General features: G+C 60.3%; 18 protein-coding genes and 1 pseudogene. 7 read left to right on the top strand and 12 right to left on the bottom strand.

All coding sequences use genetic code 11. From position 1 onward, the window contains the following. The 4 genes from lptB (at position 1) to RY831_RS20450 (ending at position 4020) form a co-directional block, all read left to right on the top strand. A complete protein-coding gene (gene lptB / locus RY831_RS20435) occupies positions 1-741 on the top strand; it encodes an LPS export ABC transporter ATP-binding protein (protein WP_326508225.1) in 741 nt (246 codons plus the stop codon). 17 nt (positions 742-758) lie between these two features. Continuing rightward, positions 759-2252: an RNA polymerase factor sigma-54 gene (locus RY831_RS20440; protein WP_326508226.1), complete on the top strand. Its 1494-nt coding sequence runs from the start codon at positions 759-761 to the stop codon at positions 2250-2252. A gap of 91 nt (positions 2253-2343) precedes the next feature. Continuing rightward, positions 2344-2694, top strand: coding sequence for a ribosome hibernation-promoting factor, HPF/YfiA family (hpf, locus tag RY831_RS20445; RefSeq protein ID WP_326508227.1), 351 nt, complete (start codon positions 2344-2346; stop codon positions 2692-2694). A 234-nt stretch (positions 2695-2928) separates the two neighbouring features. Then, entirely contained in the window at positions 2929-4020 is a 1092-nt protein-coding gene (locus RY831_RS20450; RefSeq protein ID WP_326508228.1) for an enoyl-CoA hydratase/isomerase family protein, read from the top strand. 8 nt (positions 4021-4028) lie between these two features. On the opposite strand, the gene RY831_RS20455 is transcribed toward RY831_RS20450, so the two are convergent. From RY831_RS20455 to RY831_RS20495, 8 genes and pseudogenes are all read right to left on the bottom strand, one after another. Continuing rightward, a complete protein-coding gene (locus RY831_RS20455) occupies positions 4029-5189 on the bottom strand; it encodes a deoxyguanosinetriphosphate triphosphohydrolase (RefSeq protein WP_326508229.1) in 1161 nt (386 codons plus the stop codon). Next, a pseudogene (aroKB, locus tag RY831_RS33430) lies at positions 5186-6863 on the bottom strand (bifunctional shikimate kinase/3-dehydroquinate synthase AroKB). The gene RY831_RS20455 and the pseudogene aroKB overlap by 4 nt, the downstream one beginning before the upstream one ends. A 51-nt stretch (positions 6864-6914) precedes the next feature. Then, positions 6915-8459, bottom strand: coding sequence for an Ig-like domain-containing protein (locus RY831_RS20470; protein ID WP_326508232.1), 1545 nt, complete (start codon positions 8457-8459; stop codon positions 6915-6917). A 24-nt stretch (positions 8460-8483) separates the two neighbouring features. Next, entirely contained in the window at positions 8484-10601 is a 2118-nt protein-coding gene (locus RY831_RS20475; RefSeq protein WP_326508273.1) for a type IV pilus secretin PilQ, read from the bottom strand. A 50-nt stretch (positions 10602-10651) separates the two neighbouring features. Beyond that, positions 10652-11203 carry a pilus assembly protein PilP gene (locus tag RY831_RS20480; RefSeq protein ID WP_326508233.1) on the bottom strand — a complete coding sequence of 184 codons (552 nt, stop codon included), beginning with the start codon at positions 11201-11203 and terminating at the stop codon, positions 10652-10654. Continuing rightward, positions 11200-11865, bottom strand: a complete 666-nt coding sequence (locus tag RY831_RS20485) for a type IV pilus inner membrane component PilO (protein WP_326508234.1) — start codon at positions 11863-11865, stop codon at positions 11200-11202. Before RY831_RS20485 ends, RY831_RS20480 begins: the two co-directional genes overlap by 4 nt. A gap of 12 nt (positions 11866-11877) precedes the next feature. Then, positions 11878-12522, bottom strand: a complete 645-nt coding sequence (locus tag RY831_RS20490; RefSeq protein ID WP_326508235.1) for a PilN domain-containing protein — start codon at positions 12520-12522, stop codon at positions 11878-11880. Continuing rightward, complete coding sequence (locus tag RY831_RS20495; RefSeq protein ID WP_326508236.1) at positions 12522-13601, bottom strand: pilus assembly protein PilM; 1080 nt, start codon at positions 13599-13601, stop codon at positions 12522-12524. Before RY831_RS20495 ends, RY831_RS20490 begins: the two co-directional genes overlap by 1 nt. Positions 13602-13942: 341 nt before the next feature. On the opposite strand from RY831_RS20495, the gene RY831_RS20500 reads away from it, so the two are divergent. Further along, positions 13943-16291: a penicillin-binding protein 1A gene (locus tag RY831_RS20500; RefSeq protein WP_437126303.1), complete on the top strand. Its 2349-nt coding sequence runs from the start codon at positions 13943-13945 to the stop codon at positions 16289-16291. Between the two features lie 122 nt (positions 16292-16413). On the opposite strand, the gene cyaY is transcribed toward RY831_RS20500, so the two are convergent. Next, on the bottom strand, positions 16414-16746 hold the full coding sequence (cyaY, locus tag RY831_RS20505; protein ID WP_326508237.1) for an iron donor protein CyaY: 333 nt from the start codon (positions 16744-16746) through the stop codon (positions 16414-16416). A gap of 61 nt (positions 16747-16807) precedes the next feature. Between cyaY and lptM the strand changes: the two genes are divergently transcribed. Then, the gene (gene lptM / locus RY831_RS20510) at positions 16808-16948 is read left to right on the top strand and encodes an LPS translocon maturation chaperone LptM (protein ID WP_326508275.1); all 141 of its coding nucleotides are present in this window, start codon (positions 16808-16810) and stop codon (positions 16946-16948) included. Between the two features lie 13 nt (positions 16949-16961). Further along, positions 16962-18245 (top strand): diaminopimelate decarboxylase, encoded by a 1284-nt coding sequence (lysA, locus tag RY831_RS20515; RefSeq protein WP_326508238.1) that lies wholly within the window; start codon positions 16962-16964, stop codon positions 18243-18245. A 17-nt stretch (positions 18246-18262) separates the two neighbouring features. Here the strand turns inward: lysA and msrQ are convergent, their stop codons facing one another. The 3 genes from msrQ to ccsB all read right to left on the bottom strand — a co-directional run bounded on the left by msrQ (position 18263) and on the right by ccsB (position 21255). Continuing rightward, positions 18263-18904, bottom strand: a complete 642-nt coding sequence (gene msrQ / locus RY831_RS20520) for a protein-methionine-sulfoxide reductase heme-binding subunit MsrQ (RefSeq protein WP_326508276.1) — start codon at positions 18902-18904, stop codon at positions 18263-18265. A gap of 89 nt (positions 18905-18993) precedes the next feature. Then, positions 18994-19974 carry a protein-methionine-sulfoxide reductase catalytic subunit MsrP gene (gene msrP / locus RY831_RS20525; RefSeq protein ID WP_326508239.1) on the bottom strand — a complete coding sequence of 327 codons (981 nt, stop codon included), beginning with the start codon at positions 19972-19974 and terminating at the stop codon, positions 18994-18996. A 129-nt stretch (positions 19975-20103) separates the two neighbouring features. After that, positions 20104-21255, bottom strand: a complete 1152-nt coding sequence (gene ccsB / locus RY831_RS20530; RefSeq protein WP_326508240.1) for a c-type cytochrome biogenesis protein CcsB — start codon at positions 21253-21255, stop codon at positions 20104-20106. Between the last annotated feature and the right edge of the window lie 33 nt (positions 21256-21288).

Consider the following 21288-nt stretch of genomic DNA (forward strand, 5'->3'; position numbering starts at 1 on the left):
ATGGCAAGCACATTGGTCGTTCGCGGCTTGCAGAAAAGCTACGGCACCCGCCAGGTGGTGCATGACGTGTCCCTGCAGGTGGAAAGCGGCGAGGTGGTCGGGCTGCTGGGCCCGAACGGCGCCGGCAAGACAACTTCGTTCTACATGATCGTCGGCCTGGTGCCGTCGGACGCGGGCGAGATCGATCTCGACGGCGTGGCGATTTCGCGCATGCCGATTCACCGGCGCGCGACGCTGGGCCTGTCCTATCTGCCGCAGGAAGCATCGGTGTTCCGCAAGCTGACGGTGGAAGACAATATCCGCGCGGTGCTGGAACTGCAGCGGGTGGACAACAAGCCGCTGAGCAAGGAAGCGATCGACAAGCGGCTCAATACGCTGCTGTCGGAACTGCAGATCGAGCGGCTGCGCGAAAACCAGGCGCTGTCGCTGTCGGGCGGCGAGCGGCGGCGCGTGGAAATTGCGCGCGCGCTGGCGACCAATCCGCGCTTCGTTCTGCTGGATGAGCCGTTTGCCGGTGTCGATCCGATCGCCGTCATTGAAATCCAGCGCATCGTGCGCTTCCTGAAAGAGCGTGGCATCGGCGTATTGATCACCGACCACAATGTGCGGGAAACACTTGGCATTTGCGACCGTGCCTATATCATCAATCAAGGCTCGGTACTGGCAAGCGGCCGCCCGGATGACATCATTGCCAATGAGTCCGTGCGGCGCGTGTATTTGGGCGAACACTTCCGGATGTAGGGAAGAATCAGACAGGTATGAAACAGACTCTCCAACTTCGCGTATCGCAACACCTCGCGCTGACACCGCAGTTGCAGCAGTCGATCCGATTGCTGCAACTGTCGACGCTCGAGCTGCATCAGGAGCTGGAACAGATCCTCTCGGACAATCCCATGCTCGAACGCGTGGATGATCCCCTGGATCACTCCGTGCGGCTGCTCGCCGACGGCGCCATCAGCGCCCCCGGGTCAAGCAGCAGCAATGAGGCGCCGCCGGGCGAGGCATCCTCCTCCACGCGCGACGAACCCGAAGGCGCCTATGAAGGCGGCGCCGACAATGGCGAAGGCGGCGAAGGCGGTTCCGCATCGGACAGCGAATGGAGCTTCGACGATGTCGCGCGCACATCGAAGGCGCCGGAAGACGACGACGCACGGCCGCAGCTGGAAGCGCACGAAACCACGCTGCGCGAGCACCTGCTGGAACAGATGCGCGTCACCGTCAGGGAACCGCGCGACCGCGCGCTGGTGGAACTCCTCATCGATGCCTTGAACGACAACGGTTACCTGGAAGAACCGCTGGAAGAGATCCATGCGCGCCTGCCGGAAGAGCTGGAAATCGAACTTGATGAACTCAACGTGGCGCTCAAGCTGCTGCAGAGTTTCGATCCGGCCGGCGTCGGTGCGCGCAATGCGTCCGAATGCCTCGCGATCCAGATCCGCCGCATGCCGAAGGTGCCGCTGGTCACACGGCGCCGCTCGCTCGAGATCGTCGAACAGTATCTGCAGCTATTTGCGCAGCGCGATTTCAACAAGCTGAAGAAGGCGCTGGACTGCGACGAAGAGGACCTGCGCGAGGCACAGCATGTGATCAAGAGCTGCAATCCGCATCCGGGCGCGCTGTATGCGTCCGATGCGTCGGACTTCGTGGTGCCCGACGTGATCGTCAAGAAGACCAAGAACGGCTGGCAGGTAATGCTCAATCATGAAGTGATGCCACGCCTTCGGGTCAATGCGCTATATGCGAACATCCTCAAGCAGAGCAAAGGTGAGGGATCACTCTCCTCGCAACTGCAGGAGGCGAAGTGGCTGATCAAGAACATGCGCCAGCGCTTCGACACCATCCTGCGCGTGGCACAGGCCATCGTCGACCGCCAGCGCAATTTCTTCTCGCATGGCGCGGTCGCCATGCGCCCCCTTGTCTTGCGCGAAATTGCTGATACACTGGGTTTACACGAGAGCACTATCTCTCGGGTAACAACACAAAAATACATGCTCACCCCGCATGGAATGTTTGAGTTGAAGTATTTCTTCGGCAGCCACGTTGCAACGGAAGCCGGGGGCGAAGCCTCCTCCACTGCGATACGGGCCCTGATCAAACAATTGATAGGAGCAGAAGACCCCAAGAATCCTTTTTCAGATAGCAAAATTGCGGACATGTTGGGGGAACAGGGCATGGTGGTCGCACGGCGCACCGTCGCGAAATACCGGGAAGCCTTGAAAATTCCTCCCGTTAATCTGCGCAAATCTCTATAGTTGTCATCGTAGTACCGATGTTGCTGTGTTCCGGCGTGACCGCCGCGGGCACGTTGCGAACCTCCAGCGACGCCAATCATAGGAGCGCTGTATGAATCTCATAATCAGTGGACATCACCTCGATCTGACCCCTGCCATCCGCGAATACGTGGAGACGAAACTGGACAGGATAATCCGGCATTTCGATCATGTCATTGATATTGCAGTCATCCTCGGGGTTGAAAAGCCCTCTGAAAAAGACAAGCGGCAACGCGCCGAAGTCAACCTGCGCCTAAGGGGAAACGTCATTCATGTCGAGAGTTTTGCACAGGACGTCTATGCGGCGATCGATACGCTGATGGACAAGCTGGATCGCCAGGTGCTGAAGTACAAGACCAAGCTGCAGGACCATCAATGCGAAGCCATCAAGCGCATGCCTGCTGAAGCTCAGGCTGCTGAATAAGGAACCGGGGGGTCCCTTGCCGCACACCGGCAAGCCACTCGATCAAGGGCGCTTCGGCGCCCTTTTTGCTGGCACGGCCGCAAGCGGCGGGAGGCTCATGGCGTCAGGAATGGCGTCAACTGTCAGGCCGGCGACTGCGGACAATCGGCATCGCCGATACAATATCCCTGCCCTTCTCCGGGCTCACTGACGCCCGGGAATTCGACCGTTCATCACCGTTGATCATCCTATCCCATGACAGACTTCGTCCGCACGGCCATTACCAATCACATCGGCATCATTACGCTGGATCGTCCCAAGGCATTGAACTCGCTTTCGCTGGAGATGGTGCGCGCCATCACGCAGGCGCTGCTTGCCTGGCGCGGCGATGCTGCAGTACGCGCGGTGCTGATCCGCAGCAGCAGCGAAAAGGCATTCTGCGCCGGCGGCGATATCCGCTTCTTTCACGAGGCCGGACGCAGCACGCCGCTTGCGGGCAGCGCATTGCTCGAGGATTTCTTCACCGAGGAATACGCGCTCAACCACCTGATCCATACCTATCCCAAGCCCTATATCGCCATCATGGACGGCATCGTGATGGGCGGCGGCATGGGTATTGCCCAGGGCGGTGAAGGCAACCGCATGCGCGTCGTCACCGAACGCACGAAAATGGCCATGCCCGAAGTGAACATCGGGCTTTTCCCCGATGTCGGCGGCAGCTATTTCCTGTCGCGCTGCCCCGGCCAGATCGGCGCCTATCTCGGCGTCACTGGCGAGGTCATCGGCGCGGCCGATGCATTGCATGCGGGACTGGCGGATGTGTACGTACCGTCATCGGAACTGGGTACCCTGGTGGACATGGTGTCGTCGAGTCAGGCAGCGGACCTGCGCCATGCCATCCTGGAGTTCGCTGCCCCATTCCAGGCCCAGGCCGAACCCGCGGCAAGCACGCTCGCCGCACAGCGTGGCAGCATGGACCGGCACTTCGCGGGCAATACGGTGCAAGCCATCGCCGCATCGCTGGCAGGCGATGACGATGCCTTTGCGCAGAAGACGCTGTCGGTCATGCGCAAGCGTTCGCCGCTGATGATGTGCGTGACCCTGGAGCAGCTGCGGCGTGGAGCTGCACTGAGCGTTGCGGAATGCCTGCGCATGGAGCGGACGATGGTCCGGCGCAGTTTCGAGAACGGCGAGGTGCTCGAAGGCATACGTTCGGTTGTCATCGACAAGGACAATGCGCCGAAATGGCAACCAGCTTCGCTGGACGAGGTCGATGCGGCGATGGTCGAGCGCTTCTTCGCGCCGGCCTGGCCGCCGCATGCGCATCCGCTGCGTGAGCTGAGTTAAGAACGAGGCTAGATCTCGCCGACCGTGAACAAACGGCGATGCTCACGCATCGCGTAGCGGTCGGTCATTCCGGCGATATAGTCGGACACCTTGCGCGCCTGCGTCTGCTCCGTATCATCCCGAGCACCATTGCCTTCCCCGCGCGGCACCTGGTAATCCGGCGGCAGCAGGCGCGGCTCCTGCATGAAGGCGTCGAACAGGTCGCGCACGATGCGGCGCGCCTTGCTCGTCATGCGGTTCACCTGGTAATGCTGGTAGAGATTGAGGCGCAGGAAACGCTTGAGCTGAGCCGCTTCCTTTTCCATGGCGCCGGAAAAGCGAATCAGCGGCGCGCCGTTGCGCACATCATCGATGGACCTGATTCCCGCCTGGGCAATGCCTTCCTGCGACGTATCGATCAGGTCGACGATGAGCGCATTGATCATGCGCCGTATGGTTTCATGGATCGCCCGCCGGCCCGTGATGCCGGGATAGGCCATTTCGACTTCCCGGCGGTGGCGCGCATAGAAATCCACTTCATCGAGCTGCGCGGTGGTCAGCAGGCCGGAACGCAGGCCGTCGTCGATGTCATGATTGTTGTAGGCGATTTCATCCGCGAGATTGGCCAGCTGCGCTTCCAGCGAGGGCTGCTTCTTTTCGATGAAACGCATGCCCACATCGCCCAGTTTGGATGCATTCGTCAACGAGCAATGCTTGAGTATGCCTTCGCGGGTTTCGAACATCAGGTTCAGGCCGTTGAAGGCGCCGTAATGCTCTTCCAGGTCGTCCACCACGCGCAGGCTCTGCAGGTTATGCTCGAAGCCGCCGTAGGCCTTCATGCAGTCGTTCAGGGCTTCCTGGCCGGCGTGGCCGAAAGGAGTATGTCCAAGGTCGTGCGCGAGTGAAATTGCCTCCACCAGGTCTTCATTGAGCTGCAGATTGCGTGCGATCGAGCGGGCGATCTGCGCCACTTCGATGCTGTGGGTCAGGCGCGTGCGAAACAGGTCGCCTTCATGATTGACGAAGACCTGGGTCTTGTATTCCAGCCGGCGGAATGCCGTCGAATGAATGATGCGGTCGCGGTCGCGCTGGAATTCGGTGCGCGACGCGGGCGCAGCCTCCGCAAAGCGCCGGCCTCGCGATGCCTCGGAGCGCGCGGCATAGGGTGCGAGGTGGGCTTCGTAATTCATCGCCCGACGCAGGCTTTCAGCGTGGCCAGCAAGGCTTCCTTCGGCACCGGCATGACGACTGACGTACCCAGCGGCTTGAGCAGGATGAACTTGATCTGGCCGCCTTCATTCTTTTTGTCGACTTCCATCAGTTCCAGCCAGCGGTCTTCGCCGAGGTCGGGCGCATCAATCGGCAGGCCGGCCGCCTGCACCACGGAGGCGATACGCGCACGGGTGCCGGCATCGATGAAGCCGAGCCGACGCGACAGGTCGGCAGCCATCACCATGCCGCAGCCGACGGCCTCGCCATGCAGCCATTCGCCGTAGCCCAGGCCGGATTCGATCGCATGGCCGAAGGTATGGCCGAAATTCAGGATGGCGCGCAAGCCCCCTTCCCGCTCGTCCTGCCGCACCACGTCGGCCTTGATTTCGCAGGAGCGCCGGATCGCATGGGATAGCGCATCGGCATCCTTGGCCACCAGCCTGGCCATGTTCGCCTCGATCCAGTCGAAGAACGGCGGATCGATGATGGCGCCGTGCTTGATGACTTCCGCCAGGCCGGCGGATAGCTCGCGAGGCGGCAGCGTATTGAGGGTGCCGGTATCGGCAATCACCGCCTGCGGCTGGTAGAAGGCGCCGATCATGTTCTTGCCGAGCGGATGGTTGATGCCGGTCTTGCCGCCCACCGACGAATCGACCTGCGACAGCAGGGTGGTGGGGATCTGGATGAAGGGCACGCCGCGCATGTAGGAAGCGGCGGCGAAGCCGGTCAGGTCGCCGATGACGCCGCCGCCCAGCGCGATCAGGGTGGTCTTGCGGTCGCATTTCTCGGCCAGCAGCACGTCGAACACCTTCATCAGGCTGGCCCAGTTCTTCTCTTCCTCGCCGTCGGGCAGGACGATGGTCGTGACCTGCTTGCCCGCATCGGCAAGCTGGCGAGCCAGGCGATCGAGATAGAGCGGGCCGACGACGGTATTGGTGACGATGGCCACGCGCTTGCCGCGCACATGGCGGCTGACCAGGTCGACGTCGTCGAGAAGGGATTGTCCGATCGCGATCGGATAACTGCGTTCGCCCAGATCGACCTGCAAGGTGATCGGCATGCTGCGCTGCGTCATGGCAAGAATCTTATTTGGGTTGGTTCGGCACGACCTCGCTCTGGCCAGCGCTGTCGCCCGGACTGGCGGCAAGGCCCAGCTGATTGATGATCGTTTGTACAAGAGATTGTACGTTAGGACGGCCGGTTTCCACCACGTGGTGCGCCAGTTCGAGGTAATACGGCTCCCGCTCGCGGGCCAGCTGCTCGATTTTCCCGCGCGGATCGGCGGTGCGCAGCAGCGGACGGTTCTTGTCGTGGCTGGTGCGCTGGAGGATGCTGTTGACGCTGGCACGCAGGTAGATCACGGTGCCGCGGCTTCGCAGAACTTCCCGGTTTTCCGGTTTCAGGATCGCGCCGCCGCCTGTCGCCAGGACGATATCCTGCAGGCCGGTCAGGTCGCGGATGACTTCCGATTCGCGATGGCGAAAGCTGGCCTCTCCCTCGATTTCGAAAATCAAAGGAATAGAGGCGCCTGTGCGCGCCTCTATCTCATGATCGGAATCGATGAACCGCTTGTTCAGTCGCCTGGCAAGGGCGCGGCCGACCGTGGTCTTGCCGGCGCCCATGAGGCCGATTAGAAAAATGTTTCCCGACATAATGATGGGCGTTCGTTTTGCTAAAAACGAACGCCTTAATGTTTTACACCTCTACGAACCCATATAAGTAAATTTTACACGCAGGTTGGACGGCGTTTGCAGCGGCGTCTTTGCGGTCACGTCGAATCCGCCGGTCTTCTGAGTGCCGGTGCCTGTGCAGCCTGCCGGCGTGACGGTAACCTTGTGCCGGGTACCGCCTGCACCGCCTACCAGGGGACGGTTATCGTATCTCACGGCATCCGGTGCGACGGTTACTGTAGCATTAGTCGGGTTAGCTGCGGCAACCGTTGTGCTTTCGGGCAGGGGATTATTCAGATCATCGCTGATTTCGACATCCATGGTGACTGGAGCACAGCTGGCGCCAAAGTCGAAGCTCACCGAACCGTCCGCTGCCGGAGTGACTGCCGGCGAGTTTACTTTGATTGATGCAAACGAGCTGCTCATGATGAAGCTGCGGCTTGCGGACAGCACGCCGGTGGCATTGGTAGCGGTTGCCGTAACCGTGACGAGACCGCTGGCCGGACGCGGATTCTGGCTGCGCCAGGTCACGCTGCACTCACCCTTGACGGTCAGGCAGCGCGCGCCGCCGTCGCCGACGATCGCGCCGCCATCGGTCGTGAACACCACTTGCGTGCCATCCGCCACTGCGCCGCCATTGCTGTCTGCGAGCAGTGCAATGACTTTGTTGGTCACATTGTCAACGTTCATGCCTTCAACGAAGAATTTTTCCGCCGACAGCGAGAATGCTGTCTGGACCGGCTGGCCGGTGGTGACCGTTACCGTGTCGGAAATCTTGCTGATTGAGGTGCCAGTCACTGTCGCCAGCACGGTTACCGTAGTAGGTTGCGTACCGGAGTTGACCGCAACGGTGACGTTACCGTTAGAGTCGGTCGTACCCGAAGTCGAGGCCAGCGTGACCGGGCTCGCACTCTGGGTTGAAAACCTGACCGGCAAGTTCGCCACGCCGCTGCCGGATGCGTCCACCACGCGGAAGGTCAGCAGGGCCACCTCGGTGCGGCCATTGCCGCCGGCGCCCTTGATAACGATGGATTTATCGTTCGGAACAGCGGACACGAAATCCATTGCGATGGGCGTCGCAGTGGCTGCCGCGCCGATCGAGAAGGCAGTCTTGCCGGTGACTTCCGTTGTTCCGGTGACGATGGCCTTGGCGGTCACATTGGTTGCGCCGCTGCCCTTGCCTGCCGATTTCACGCTGACCTGCGCGACGCCATTGTCGTCGGTCAGCGCTGTACCGGATGCGGGAGAAAGCACAGCGAGATCGCCTTCGATGCCGAAAGTCACCACGGTGTTCTTGACGGGCACGCCAGTACTGTTGGTCACCGTCGCCTTCACGATCAAGGCATTGGAGCCGGTAACGAGATTGCTCTGGACGCCTGCCGCATCGGTAAGCACCAGCGTGATCTTGCCCGCTGTCGTTGTGGAGCCCGAGCCGGAGCCTGTGCCGCTTCCGCCGCCAAAACTTGTATTGCCCGGCGACCCGCCGCCGCCGCCGCAAGCCACCAGCAAGGCCGCGCACATGCCGTACACCGCGGGCGCGAGATACTTGCCTATCTTGTTCTTGAAAAAAGATCCCATAATCTTCCCTGTATCGTTTGTGGATTAGCGTGCCGAGATGCGTTCTGCGACGACCTTCGGCGTGATGAAGATGAGTAGTTCTGTCTTGTCGCTGGTGCGCGCCGTGCTCTTGAACAGGTTGCCCACGACCGGAATGTCTCCAAACAGGGGCACCTTGGTGTCGTTGGTGCGCTCGACCTGCTGGAAGATGCCGCCGAGTACCACCGTGCCGCCGTTCTCGACCAGTACCTGCGTCTTGACGTGCTTGGTGTCGATGGCAAAGCCGGCACGGGTCTCGACGCCGACGCTGTCCTTGTTGACATCCACGTCGAGAATGATGTTGCCGTCGGGCGTGATCTGCGGCGTGACTTCCAGCTTGAGATTGGCCTTGCGGAAGGCGATGGATGTCGCGCCGCTCGATGTGGCGACCTGATAGGGCAATTCGGTGCCCTGTTCGATCAGCGCCTTGAGCTGGTCGGCCGTGACCACGCGCGGACTGGAAATGATCTTGCCCTTGCCATCGGCTTCGAGGGCCGACAGTTCGAGGTTCAGGAAGCGGTTTGCGGCCGCCGAGAACAGGCTGACCGCGAGGCTGCCGGGATTCGCGCCGTTGATGCCGGCCGCGGGCAGGTTCACGAACTGGGTATTCGGAATATAGCTCTGGTCGGTGATCTCCGCCTGCCCCGTCTGTTCGCCCACGCCCTGGTAATTGCCGGTGAGCGCCGCGCGGGTGCTGCCGGCAACCCCGTAGCCGACGTTGCCGCCGCGGATGCCTCGCATGTCGGAAAAGCCGAGCTTGGCGCCGAGGTTGCGGCTGAACTTGTCATCGGCTTCGACGATCCTTGCTTCGATCAGGACCTGCTTCGAGGCGATGTCGGTTTTCTGCACCAGCTTGCGCACTTCCTCGAGCTTGGACGAGATGTCGGTGACGAAAAGCTGGTTGGTACGGGGATCGATGACCGCGCTGCCGCGCTTGGACAGGATGCGATTCTTGCTGTCGCCGCTGCCGGCATTATCGATGCCGAATACCTGCTTGAAAGCCTCGGCCTTCTGGTAGTTCAGCTGGAAGGTTTCCGTCTTCAGGGGTTCGAGTTCGGCGATCTGGGCCTTCTGCTCGAGTTCGAGCTTTTCCTTGGTCAGCAGTTCATCCTTGGGCGCGATCCACAGCACCGTGCCGTTCTTGCGCATGTCGAGGCCCTTGGCCTGCATCACGATGTCGAGTGCCTGGTCCCATGGCACGTCCTTGAGGCGCAGGGTCAGATTGCCGCTGACGGTATCGCTGGTAATGATGTTCAAGCCGGTGAAATCGGCGATCACCTGCAGCACCGCGCGTACCTCGACATTCTGGAAATTGAGCGACAGGCGCTCGCCGCGATAGCCCTGCGTGCCCTGCACCAGCTTGTTCGGATCTTCCTTGATCGGCTTGACCTCGACCACCAGCTGGGTGTCGCTCTGGTAGGCGCTATGCTCCCATAGTCCCTTAGGCTCGATGACCATGCGCACGTTTTCGCCCTGCGGCGTGGTCGTGATGGTTTGCACCGGCGTGCCGAAGTCGGCCACGTCGAGGCGGCGGCGCAGCACATCGGGCAGACCCGCCTTCTGGAAGTCGACAATGATGGATTGCCCCTGCTGGCGCACGTCGACGCCGACCTGATCCGGCGGCAAATCGATGACAATGCGGCCTTCGCCGTTGGCGCCGCGGCGGAAATCGACATCCTTGATGTTTTGCTTGCCGGCCGCCGCGGGACGCTGAACCGGCAGGCCGGCCGCCGACACGGGCGTGGCGACTCCACCCGAACTGTCGATGGTCACCACGACTGTTTTGCCATCGACCGAGGTTGCGTAGTTCAGCGGACGCAGCAGGTTGAATACCAGGCGCGAACGCTCGCCGGCCTGCACCAGATTGACATTCCGGACATCGCCCATGCCGATGTCCTGCACCGACTTGCCTGTGCCGTTGGCGGTGCCGGCGAAATCGAGGGCGATGCGCGCCGGGCTGGTGATGGAAAACCCGATCGGCGGCTTGCTGATAGGGTTTTTCATGGTCACCTTGACGATGATGTTCGATCCCTGCTGGTTGGCGTTGATCGATTCGATGGCGTTCTCCTGCGCGAAGCTCAGGCCGGCATGGAGAGCCAGGAATGCTATCGCGCATTGCCGCATCGTTTTTTGCGCGATGGCGCCGGGCCCGCCGCGGTGGTTTTGCACTGGCTTCATTTTTTATCCTCCTGCAACTCTAGCTTGGCTTTGCGTTCGGTCCACTCGCCGGCCGCGTCGCGCACGATTTCCTTCAGTTCCACTTCCGTCTCGCCGATCTTCGTGATCATGCCGTAGTTCTGGCCGATGTAATTGCCGACCTTGACCTGGAACACCGACTTGTCCACCTGCAGCAACGCGTAGTTCAGTCCTGGCTTCTGCAGCGTACCGACCATGGTGATGGTGTCGAGCGGATAACTCTCCAGCGGGTCCTTGCGGCGATCGAGATCGGGCTTGATGGCGCTGTTTGTGTTGACCTGCAGTTTTGCCAATGCCGCCGACAGCTTGACCGGGCTGTAAGGGTCGACTTCATCCTTCGCCGCATAGACGAAGGGTGCAAAGGTCTTGGGCGCGGAAATCTTTTGCACGGATACCGGCGCCTGTTGTCGCGCCTCGTCCATCCATGCCTTGACTTCCTGCACACCGCCGTCGCCGCAGCCGGCAAGCACGGCCAGCACGGACAGCGGGAATAATGAAATACTGCGTGCAAGACAGCGTTTCGATGTCATTTCTTCGCCCCCTTCGCCTTCTTCTTCTCGAGCGCAGCCTTGCGCTGGGCATCGATTTCTTCCTTGTCGAGGTAGCGGAAGGTCTTGGCGACCGCTTCCAGCGTCAACGTGCCATCCTTGCCGGCAACCAGGCTCATCTTGTTGAGCGTGACGATACGCGGCAGGTTGGCGATGTCGCTGGTGAAGGAGCCAACGTCATGGTAATTGCCCACGACCTTGATATCGATGGGAAGCTCGGCGTAATAATCCTTGACCAGCACCTGTCCGGGCTTGAAGAGCTCGAACTGCAGCCCTCGTCCCAATCCCGCCTGGTTGATGTCGGAGAGCAGCGCGTCCATCTCGGCCTTGCTGGGCAATTGCTTCTCCAGTGTGGCGACATATTCGCCGACCTGCTCCTTTTGCTTGCGCAGGGCGTTGAGATTGACCGCCTGCCGGATCTTGACGGTATATTCTTCCCGCAGGCGGACCTCTTCTTCCTCGCCCCGGGTCAGCTCGTCGATCTGTCCGCTAAGGTAGAGGAACCAGCCGAGAATGCCGACGGCGATGATGGTGCCGAGGCCGCACATCAGCCTGGGTATGAGCGGCCACTGTCCCGGATGCCTGCCGTTGAGGCCGCGGAACTGCGCCTCTACCGACCCTGCAAGTTTTTTCAGATCTGTCATCGCTTTATCCCGTCAGGACTTTTTTGTCGATGTGCCGTCGACTTTGCCGTCCGCGGCCGCGGCGCTGCTGGCTGCGCCGTTGGCGGCGGCATCCTTGTCGCGCGGGCGCTTGATGCCGACGTTGACAGTGAAGTCGTACACCTTTTTCGCATCCTTGCCCTGGCCGAGACTGACGAGGCGAATCTCGATCAGGTCGGGGCGCTCCAGCCATGGCGAATTGTTGCCGATGTTGCGCAGCAGTTCGGACACGCGTTCGTTGGATTGCGCATGCCCCATCAGCACCACGCGCTGGTTCTCTTCCTTGAACGAACGCAGGTAGATGCCTTCAGGTACCTGCCGCGCGAGTTCGTCCATCAGGTACACAGGCTGGTTGCGATCACTCTGCAGGTCCTCGACGGCCTGCTGGCGAGCCTTGAGGGCCTCGATTTCTTCCTTGAGCGTCTTGATTTCCTTGATCTGGCCGTCGAGCTTGGTATTTTCGGCCTTGATGAAATCGTTGCGCTGGGTCTGGTTAGCGATCTGCGCCGCAATGATGCCGCCGGCGGCCACCACCATCGTCGCCCCCATGACGGCCGACAGCGCAAGCATGCGCAGGAATGCGGCCTTGCGCTGCTTGCGCTTTTCCTCGCGATGAGGAAGCAGATTGATCTTGATCATCAGTCAAATCTCCGCATCGCGAGTCCGCAGGCCACCAGGTAGGAAGGCGCTTCGGCTCGCAGCTGTTTTTCGCGTACGTTGCCCGCAAGCTGCATGCCCTTGAACGGGCTGACAACGGAGCTTGATATCTTGGTCCGCTCGGCGACAAGCTCCACCAGGCCGGGAATGATCGCGCATCCGCCGGCAAGAAAGAGTTGGTCGATATGGGTGTAAGGCGTGGAGGTGAAGAAAAACTGGATTGCGCGGGTGATTTCCAGCGCGGCGTTTTCCATGAAAGGTTCGAGCAGTTCGCGCTCATAACCTTCGGGCAGGTCGCCGCTGCGCTTCTTCGATTCGGCCTCATCGAACGACAGTCCGTAAGCGCGCACGATATCCTGCGTCAGCTGGTTGCCGCCGAAAGGCTGCTCCCGCTCGTAAATGGCCTGTCCGTCCTGCAGCACCGACACATGCGTGATTTGGGCGCCGAGCTGGAACAGCGCCACGATCTGCCCCTGGCCGCCCTTGGGCAGTTGCGCGGTGATCCGGTCAAGCGCCGCCCTGGCCGCATAGGACTCGATATCCATCACCAGCGGCTTCAGGCCGGCGGACTCGGCGACCGCGACACGGTCCTCGACCTTTTCCTTGCGGGTTGCGGCGATCAGGACATCGACATCTTCCGGCGCATTCTGTGCCGGACCGATCACGTCGAAGTCTAGACTGACCTCCTCAAGCGCAAACGGAATGTACTGATTGGCTTCGCTCTCGACCTGAACCTCGAGCTCGTCCTCGGAAAGTCCGGCGGGCAGGATAATCTTCTTGGTGATCACGGCTGCCGGCGGCATGCCGAGCGCCACGTGCCTGGCGCGTGTGCCGCTCTTCTTCCAGACCCGGCGCACGGCCTCGGAAACCTGGTCCATGTTTTCAATATTGCCATCGACGACTGCGCCGCGCGGAAGCGGTTCACTCGCAAAGCGCTCCAGGCGATATTCATTCTTGCCCGCATCCGACAATTCGACGAGCTTCACGCCCGAAGTACTGATATCCAGTCCGACCAGCGGTGGATTTTTGTTACCAAGCAAGAGTCCGAGATCTATGGCCAAGGGTCTTTCTCCCCGAAAATGTGGTTTATTGCGTGAACGCACCACTTACTTGGGTGTCGAAGCAGCGAAATACGGTGTAATGTTTCGAAAAAAGTGTTTAAAAACCTATATTTAGGTGATAAACATCCAACGTTACATTAAATCCTAGCAATAAGGCTTGCGAAGTGTAAAGTAATTTCCATGGAGTAACACCAAAATCCGTTGCCAATTGCCCACTTACTGTCTTCGCAGTGCGCGCCAAGGATAACATTTCCGGAAACAAATAATTGAAATTTTAATAATATCGGTTCCGGTTTCCCACAGCTATAATCTGAAGATCCACTTTTGCCTCCTCTTTTCGCATGACCCGATCAAATGCCGCAGGCGGCACCCCCAACACGCCGCCCAAGGGCAACAACAATTTCCTTCTCCGCCTGATGCTCAAGCTAGGTGCGGGCATGCTCGGCCTGTTGGTGGTCGGCATATTGATCGTCGGCTTTGCCTTGTCGATGGCCTATCCAAATCTGCCTTCGCTGGAAGCCATTACGGACTACCGTCCGAAGATCCCGCTGCGCATCTTCTCCGCCGACAATGTGCTGATCGGCGAATTCGGCGAAGAGCGCCGCACGCTGGTACGCATCAACGATGTGCCGGACATCATGAAGAAGGCCGTGCTGGCGATCGAGGATGACCGCTTCTTCGATCATGGCGGCGTCGACTATGTCGGCATTGCCCGCGCCGCTCTACACAACCTGACCAGCAGTTCCAGGCAGGGCGCCTCGACCATCACGCAACAGGTAGCCCGCAATTTCTTCCTGTCGAGCGAACAGACCTTCAAGCGGAAGCTCTACGAAATCCTGCTCGCCTGGAAGATCGAGCAGAACCTGTCGAAGGACCAGATCCTCGAGGTTTACATGAACCAGATCTATCTGGGCCAGCGCGCCTACGGCTTCTCCGCGGCCGCGCAGATCTACTACGGCAAGAAGCTTTCCGACATCACCATTGCCGAGGCGGCCATGCTGGCCGGCTTACCGAAAGCACCTTCGGCCTACAATCCGGTCGCCAATCCGAAACGCGCGCGCATCCGCCAGCAATACATCCTGCAGCGCATGCTGCTGCTTGGCTACATCTCTCAGGACGACTATGAAACGGCCAAGGACCAGGTCCTCAAGGTCAAGACGTCGAGCAGCGAATTCGGCATCCATGCCGAGTACGTGGCCGAGATGACCCGCCAGCTGGTGTACGAGCAGTTCAAGGAAGAAACCTATACGCGCGGCCTGAATGTCTACACCACGATCACCAAGGCCGATCAGGATGCCGCCTACCTGGCCCTGCGCCGGGGCGTAATGGACTACGAAAAGCGGCATGGCTACCGGGGGCCGGAAGGCTACATGGAGATTCCCTCTTCCAAGGATGAGGCGGAGGATGCGATCGAAGTCGAGCTCGCGGAACATCCCGACAGCGACGACATCGTCGCGGCGGCCGTGCTGGAGGCGTCGCCCAAGCTGGTCAAGGCCATGCTGTCATCGGGCGAGGAGATCGAGATCAGCGGTCCGGGCCTCGCCTTCGCGGCGCATCTGCTGAGCGACAAGGCGCCGCCCAACAAGCGCGTCAAGCGCGGCGCCATCATCCGCGTGACCCAGGAAAACAAGGTGTGGAGCATCACCCAGATGCCGCAAGTCGAATCCGCCTTCGTCGCCGCCAATACCGAAGACGGCTCGATACGCGCGCTGATCGGCGGATTCGATTTCAACCGCAACAAGTTCAATCACGTGACACAGGCTTGGCGCCAGCCGGGGTCGTCGTTCAAGCCTTTCATCTATTCGGCGTCGCTGGAGAAAGGCTTGTCTCCCGCCACGCTGATCAACGACGCACCCATCGTCTTCGATGCCGGCCAGACCGGCGGACAGGCCTGGGAGCCGAAGAACTACGACGGCAAGTATGAAGGCCCGATGACCATGCGCAGGGGCCTGACGAAATCGAAGAACATGGTTTCGATCCGCATCCTGCATAAGGTCGGCGCGAAGTATGGCCAGGAATATGCGACCCGTTTCGGCTTCGAAGCCGAAAAGAACCCGCCCTACCTGACGCTGGCGCTGGGCGCGGGCGCGGTGACGCCACTGCAGATGGCCGGTGCATACGCGGTATTCGCCAATGGCGGCTACAGGGTCAGTCCCTACATCATTTCGCGCATTACGGACAACAGCGGACGCATACTTTCGCAGGTCAACCCGGAACGCGCCGGTAACGAGGCGAACCGGGTGATCGACGAGCGCAACGCCTTCCTGATGGACAGCATGCTCAAGGATGTCGTCAAGTTCGGTACCGCCACCCGCGCACTCAGCCTGAAACGGCCTGACATCGCCGGCAAGACCGGCACCACCAACGACTCCTTCGATGCCTGGTTCGCAGGCTACCAGCCGAAGGTGGTCGGCGTTGCATGGATCGGCTTCGATCAGCCCAAGAACCTGGGCAACAAGGAGACCGGCGGCGGACTGGCGCTGCCGATCTGGATCAGCTACATGCAGAAGGCGCTGAAGGATGTACCGGTGGAGGAAAAGCCGATGCCGGAAGGCGTGATCCAGGTGGCGAACGACTATTACTACGCGGAGAATCCGCCGGGGATGGGCGTGCGCAGTCTTGGCCTGAGCGACAAGCCGGCGGAGGAAGAAGAAAAGCCCAAGGATGAAGTGAAGAACGAATTGTTCTGATCGGTCCGGACGGATTGAAAGCAAAAAACAAAGTAAAAAAACAAACAAAAGGCCGAAGCATGATGTGCTTCGGCCTTTTTTCTTGGCAGTACTTTCGGCTCGATCTTAAACGGGAATCGGTATCAAGCGCTCAGCTGCAGCGGAATACCGCTCTGTTCACTGGCAATATTCGACAAGGCCGCAAACAGCTCCGTCTTGTCGCGCGTATTGATCCAGCTGCCGTCTACATAGCGATAGTGGAAACCGCCCGATCTCGCCGCCACCCAGATTTCATGCATGGCAGCCTGGCTGTTGACGATGACTTTCGAGCCATTGTCGACGAACTCGATCTCGAGCACATTGCCGCTGCGACTGCATTCGATGTCGAGATCGGTCTCGTTCACCGCATTTTCGAGCGCGGTTTCTATACGCGTCAGCGTCCGGTCGGCCAATGCCAGGAATTCGGTTTCTGTCATGCTACACTCCAATGAATTTTCCCAAACCCTGATTCTAATCGTGAAGTCCGCTTTCCATTTCATGCTGCTCGCCGCGCTGGCCTGCGTTCTCGCCGCCTGCGGTCAGAAAGGGCCGTTGTATCTGCCTAGCAAACCTGCGCAAGCCACGCCGGATTTGCCGGCGCCGCGGACCGTCCCAGTCTTGCCATCCACTTCCCAGTAAGCTGCATCTTCCCATGTCCTACTTTGCCTACAAGAACGGCGTGCTGCACGTCGAAAATACGCCGCTGACCGAGATCGCCAATCAGTTCGGCAGCCCCACCTATGTCTATTCGAAGGCTGCGCTGGTCGAGAATTTCTCCGCCTATGCGCAGGCATGCAAGGCCAACGGCCGCGATGAATCGACGTCGCTGGTGTGCTATTCGGTGAAGTCGAATTCCAACCTGGCGGTGCTGAACCTGCTCGGCCGGATGGGGTCGGGGTTTGATATCGTATCCGGCGGCGAACTGCTGCGCGTGATCGCCGCCGGCGGCGATCCGCGCAAGGTGATTTTTTCCGGCGTTGGCAAGACGCAGGACGAAATGCGACTCGCGCTGTCGCACGACATTCTCTGCTTCAACGTGGAATCGACAGCCGAACTGCAGCGGCTCAATGACGTCGCCGGCGAAGTCGGAAAACAGGCGCCGGTATCGCTGCGGGTCAATCCGAATGTCGATGCCAAGACCCATCCTTACATCTCGACCGGACTGAAGGAAAACAAGTTCGGCATCGCCTACGACGAGGCGCTAGCCACCTATCGCAAGGCTGCCAGCCTCCCGCATATCCGCGTGGTCGGCATCGATTGTCATATCGGCTCGCAACTGCTGGATGATACCCCGCTGCTGGAAGCATTTGACCGCCTGACCGAACTGGTCGACCAGCTGAGCGAGGAAGGCATCCATCTGCATCACTTTGACATCGGCGGAGGCATCGGCATCAATTACAACAATGACCAGCCGGTTGCCGTCGGCGATTACCTGACCCGCCTGTTCCAGAAGGTCGACCAGTGGCGCCAGCGCCGATACCAGGGTGCGCCGATCCAGGTGCTGTTCGAGCCCGGGCGCTCGATTGTCGGCAATGCCGGCGTGCTGCTCACGCAGGTGGAGTACCTGAAGCATGGCGACGGCAAGAATTTCGCGATCGTCGACGCGGCGATGAACGACCTGATGCGCCCGGCAATGTACCAGGCCTGGCACGGCGTACAGCCGGTCACTCAGCGCGCTGGCGCGCCCAAGACCTATGACGTGGTCGGCCCGGTATGCGAATCCGGCGACTGGCTGGCGCGTGAACGCGCCCTGGCCATCGAACAGGGCGACTTGCTGGCCATCATGTCCGCCGGTGCCTATGGCATGACGATGTCATCCAACTACAATACCCGCGGCCGTGCCGCCGAGGTAATGGTAGACGGCGACAAACTGCATCTGATCCGCCAGCGCGAAGCCGCGAGCGAATTGTTTGCGCTGGAATCCGTGCTGCCCTAAGCCATTCCTCGGCAGCTTCAAACCGGCGCCGGCTTCGACCGGCGCTTTTGCATTCTGGGCTGGACCACGTTCCAGTAAACCCGCGACAGCAACAGCAGCGCCATGATGGCGCCGAACAGCGTGGGTTCTGCGAAATCGTTCTTACCCGCCTTCATCCACCAGAAGTGCAGGATGCCGAGCGGACCGACCAGGTAGATCAGGCGATGCAGCCATTGCCACCGCTTGCCGCCCAGCCTGCGGATCATGCCGTTGGTGCTGGTCGCCGCAAGCGGGATCAGCAGAAGCAGTGCAATGAAGCCGACCAGGATGAACGGCCGCTTCACGACATCCTTGAACATCTCGTCGAGTTCGAAGAAATGATCGAACCAGAAGAAGGTCATGAAATGCAGGACGGCGTAGAAGAATGCGAACAGGCCGAGCATGCGCCGCAGCTTGATCAGCCAGTTCCAGTGGCTGATGCGGCGCAGCGGCGTGACGGCCAGCGTCAGGCACAGAAAATACAGGGTCCAGTCGCCGGTGCTGCGGGTGATGAACTCGATCGGATTGGCGCCGAGGCGGTCGGTAAAGCCGTAGCCTACCAGGCGCGCGAGCGGCAGCAGCGAAGCCAGGAATACGACGCACTTGATGACGGTGATTTGCCTGGAATCGGGATTGAACATGGCCGGAAATCTCCTTGCGGCGGCCGGATAGCCGCCGCGGTCGGAATGAGTTTGCAAACCGGGGCGCCGTCTCCCCGGGCGAAGCGCTCTCAGAAAAATTTCTTGAGATCCATGCCCGTGTAAAGGGACGCCACGTCGCTGTAACCGTTGAACATCAGGGTCTTGCGCTTGCGGGTAAAAAAGCCGTCTTCGCCGATGCGCCTTTCGCTTCCCTGCGACCAGCGGGGATGGTCGACGTCGGGATTGACGTTGGAATAAAAACCGTACTCCTGCGGCGCGGACAGATTCCAGGCAGTCCGGGGCTGGTCCTTGGTAAAGCGGATCTTGACGATCGACTTGGCCGATTTGAAGCCATATTTCCATGGCACCACGATGCGCACCGGTGCGCCATTCTGGTTGGGCAGCACTTCACCGTACATGCCCAGCGTCAGCAGCGTCAGCGGGTGGTTTGCTTCGTCCAGCCGCAAGCCTTCGACATACGGCCATTCCAGCACCGGGCTGCGCAGGCCAGGCATTTGCTTCTTGTCGGCCAGGGTAATGAATTCCACGTACTTCGCATTCCCGTTGGGCTCGACCTTCTTGATGAGTTCCGACAGGGAATAGCCGACCCAGGGAATCACCATCGACCAGCCTTCGACGCAGCGCAGCCGGTAGATCCTTTCTTCCAGCGGCGCCAGCTTGAGCAGGCCGTCGAGATCGACCGTCATCGGTTTCTTGATCTCGCCTTCGATGGCGACGGTCCAGGGACGCGTCTTGAGGGAGCCGGCATTCTGGGCGGGATCCGCCTTGTCGGTGCCGAACTCGTAGAAGTTGTTGTAGGTGGTGGCGTCCTTGTAGGACGTCGGCTTGTCCATGATGACGAAGGCCGGATTGGCTTTCGCAGCCAGCTTCTGCGCGCCGGGAGCCTGGGCGAACGCCTCGCGCATGGCCATCTCGGCAAGGGCGCCGCCGGCTATGCTGCCGACGGCGAGCTGCTTGATGAAGCTGCGCCGCGATTCGAATACCGAACGCGGCGTAATTTCGGAGCCGAACGGGATATCGATGCCATTCGGGCTGCGTTTGATCAACATGGTTGCTCCGTAAGAAGGATGAAACGTTGGTTTGGCTCGCTGCTTTGTCTTCTGGGACAGACACAACCTTACAACAATTTCATCGGCTTCCCGGAAGCGACTCTGACGCTACGGACTCTGAAGCTGCGCTTAAAGGGAACCGTAGGAATGCAGGCCCGACAGGAACATGTTGACGCCCAGGAAGGCAAAGGTCGTGATCAGCAGGCCGACCAGCGACCACCATGCCGCGACTTGCCCGCGCAGACCCTTCATCAGGCGCATGTGCAGCCATGCCGCATAGTTGAGCCAGACAATCAGCGCCCAGGTTTCCTTCGGATCCCAGGACCAGTAGCCGCCCCAGGCTTCGGCCGCCCACAGCGCGCCGAGGATGGTGGCAATGGTGAAGAACGCGAAGCCGACCGCGATCGCCTTGTACATAACGTCGTCCAGCACCTCCAGCGCCGGCAGGCGGTCAGCCAGGATGCCTTTTGTCTTGAGCAGGTACGCAACGGCCACCATGGCCGCCAGCGCGAACGTGCCATAGCCGATGAAGTTGGCCGGCACGTGGATTTTCATCCACCAGCTCTGGAGTGCGGGAACCAGGGGCTGGATTTCGGATGCTTCGCGGCTGATCGTGTACCACAGCAGAAAACCGACCGCCGCCGAAATGATCAGCATGACAAATGCGCCGAGTTGCCTGGTTGCATAATGCTCTTCGTAGTACAGGTAGAACAAGGCAGTAATCAGGCAGAACAGCACGAAGACTTCATACAGGTTGGAAATCGGGATGTGCCCGATGTCCGGGCCGACCAGATAGGACTCGTACCAGCGTACTAGCATGCCGGTGAATCCGAGAATCACTGCCGACCAGCAGAGCTTGCTGCCGATCGCGCCGCCGAAGTCCGCGCGGGCCAGCAGGCCGCCCCAGTAGAACAGGGTCGACAGGAAGAACAGCGTGCTCATCCACAGGATCGCCGACTGGCTCGACAACGCGTACTTGAGGAAAAACTTGCCATTGGCGGCCTCCAGGGAGCCGCCATACAGGGAAATGGCGAACAGCGAGAGGATTGCCAGCACCGCCATCAGCCAGCGGACCGGCTTCCATTGCCAGCCCAGCCATGCGAATGTGGGAGCCGAAAGCAGCAGGATCGCCTTTTCATACACATCCATGTAGGCGGCGAAGCGGCTGAACGCGAACAGCGCCCCGGCCAGCAGGATGGCGGCATAGCCCCAGTCGACCATGCTCAAACGCCGGAAATAGCCCGGCGGCGGCGTATAGATTTGTGTCTGTGTCAGATCCATTGCTTTCTCCGTAGCGCCTGCCATGCCGGTTTT

This window comes from Noviherbaspirillum album (assembly GCF_035916955.1).
GTDB classification, from domain to species: domain Bacteria; phylum Pseudomonadota; class Gammaproteobacteria; order Burkholderiales; family Burkholderiaceae_D; genus Noviherbaspirillum; species Noviherbaspirillum album.

What these genes read in the sequence shown, in the direction of transcription:
- RY831_RS20470 (WP_326508232.1), bottom strand. Translation starts at nt 8,459, where the DNA reads ATGGGATCTTTTTTCAAGAACAAGATAGGCAAGTATCTCGCGCCCGCG.
- RY831_RS20440 (WP_326508226.1), top strand. Translation starts at nt 759, where the DNA reads ATGAAACAGACTCTCCAACTTCGCGTATCGCAACACCTCGCGCTGACA.
- lptB (WP_326508225.1), top strand. Translation starts at nt 1, where the DNA reads ATGGCAAGCACATTGGTCGTTCGCGGCTTGCAGAAAAGCTACGGCACC.
- hpf (WP_326508227.1), top strand. Translation starts at nt 2,344, where the DNA reads ATGAATCTCATAATCAGTGGACATCACCTCGATCTGACCCCTGCCATC.
- RY831_RS20500 (WP_437126303.1), top strand. Translation starts at nt 13,943, where the DNA reads ATGACCCGATCAAATGCCGCAGGCGGCACCCCCAACACGCCGCCCAAG.
- RY831_RS20485 (WP_326508234.1), bottom strand. Translation starts at nt 11,865, where the DNA reads ATGACAGATCTGAAAAAACTTGCAGGGTCGGTAGAGGCGCAGTTCCGC.
- RY831_RS20480 (WP_326508233.1), bottom strand. Translation starts at nt 11,203, where the DNA reads ATGACATCGAAACGCTGTCTTGCACGCAGTATTTCATTATTCCCGCTG.
- msrP (WP_326508239.1), bottom strand. Translation starts at nt 19,974, where the DNA reads ATGTTGATCAAACGCAGCCCGAATGGCATCGATATCCCGTTCGGCTCC.
- ccsB (WP_326508240.1), bottom strand. Translation starts at nt 21,255, where the DNA reads ATGGATCTGACACAGACACAAATCTATACGCCGCCGCCGGGCTATTTC.
- RY831_RS20450 (WP_326508228.1), top strand. Translation starts at nt 2,929, where the DNA reads ATGACAGACTTCGTCCGCACGGCCATTACCAATCACATCGGCATCATT.
- RY831_RS20490 (WP_326508235.1), bottom strand. Translation starts at nt 12,522, where the DNA reads ATGATCAAGATCAATCTGCTTCCTCATCGCGAGGAAAAGCGCAAGCAG.
- lysA (WP_326508238.1), top strand. Translation starts at nt 16,962, where the DNA reads ATGTCCTACTTTGCCTACAAGAACGGCGTGCTGCACGTCGAAAATACG.
- cyaY (WP_326508237.1), bottom strand. Translation starts at nt 16,746, where the DNA reads ATGACAGAAACCGAATTCCTGGCATTGGCCGACCGGACGCTGACGCGT.
- lptM (WP_326508275.1), top strand. Translation starts at nt 16,808, where the DNA reads ATGCTGCTCGCCGCGCTGGCCTGCGTTCTCGCCGCCTGCGGTCAGAAA.
- msrQ (WP_326508276.1), bottom strand. Translation starts at nt 18,904, where the DNA reads ATGTTCAATCCCGATTCCAGGCAAATCACCGTCATCAAGTGCGTCGTA.
- RY831_RS20455 (WP_326508229.1), bottom strand. Translation starts at nt 5,189, where the DNA reads ATGAATTACGAAGCCCACCTCGCACCCTATGCCGCGCGCTCCGAGGCA.
- RY831_RS20475 (WP_326508273.1), bottom strand. Translation starts at nt 10,601, where the DNA reads ATGCGGCAATGCGCGATAGCATTCCTGGCTCTCCATGCCGGCCTGAGC.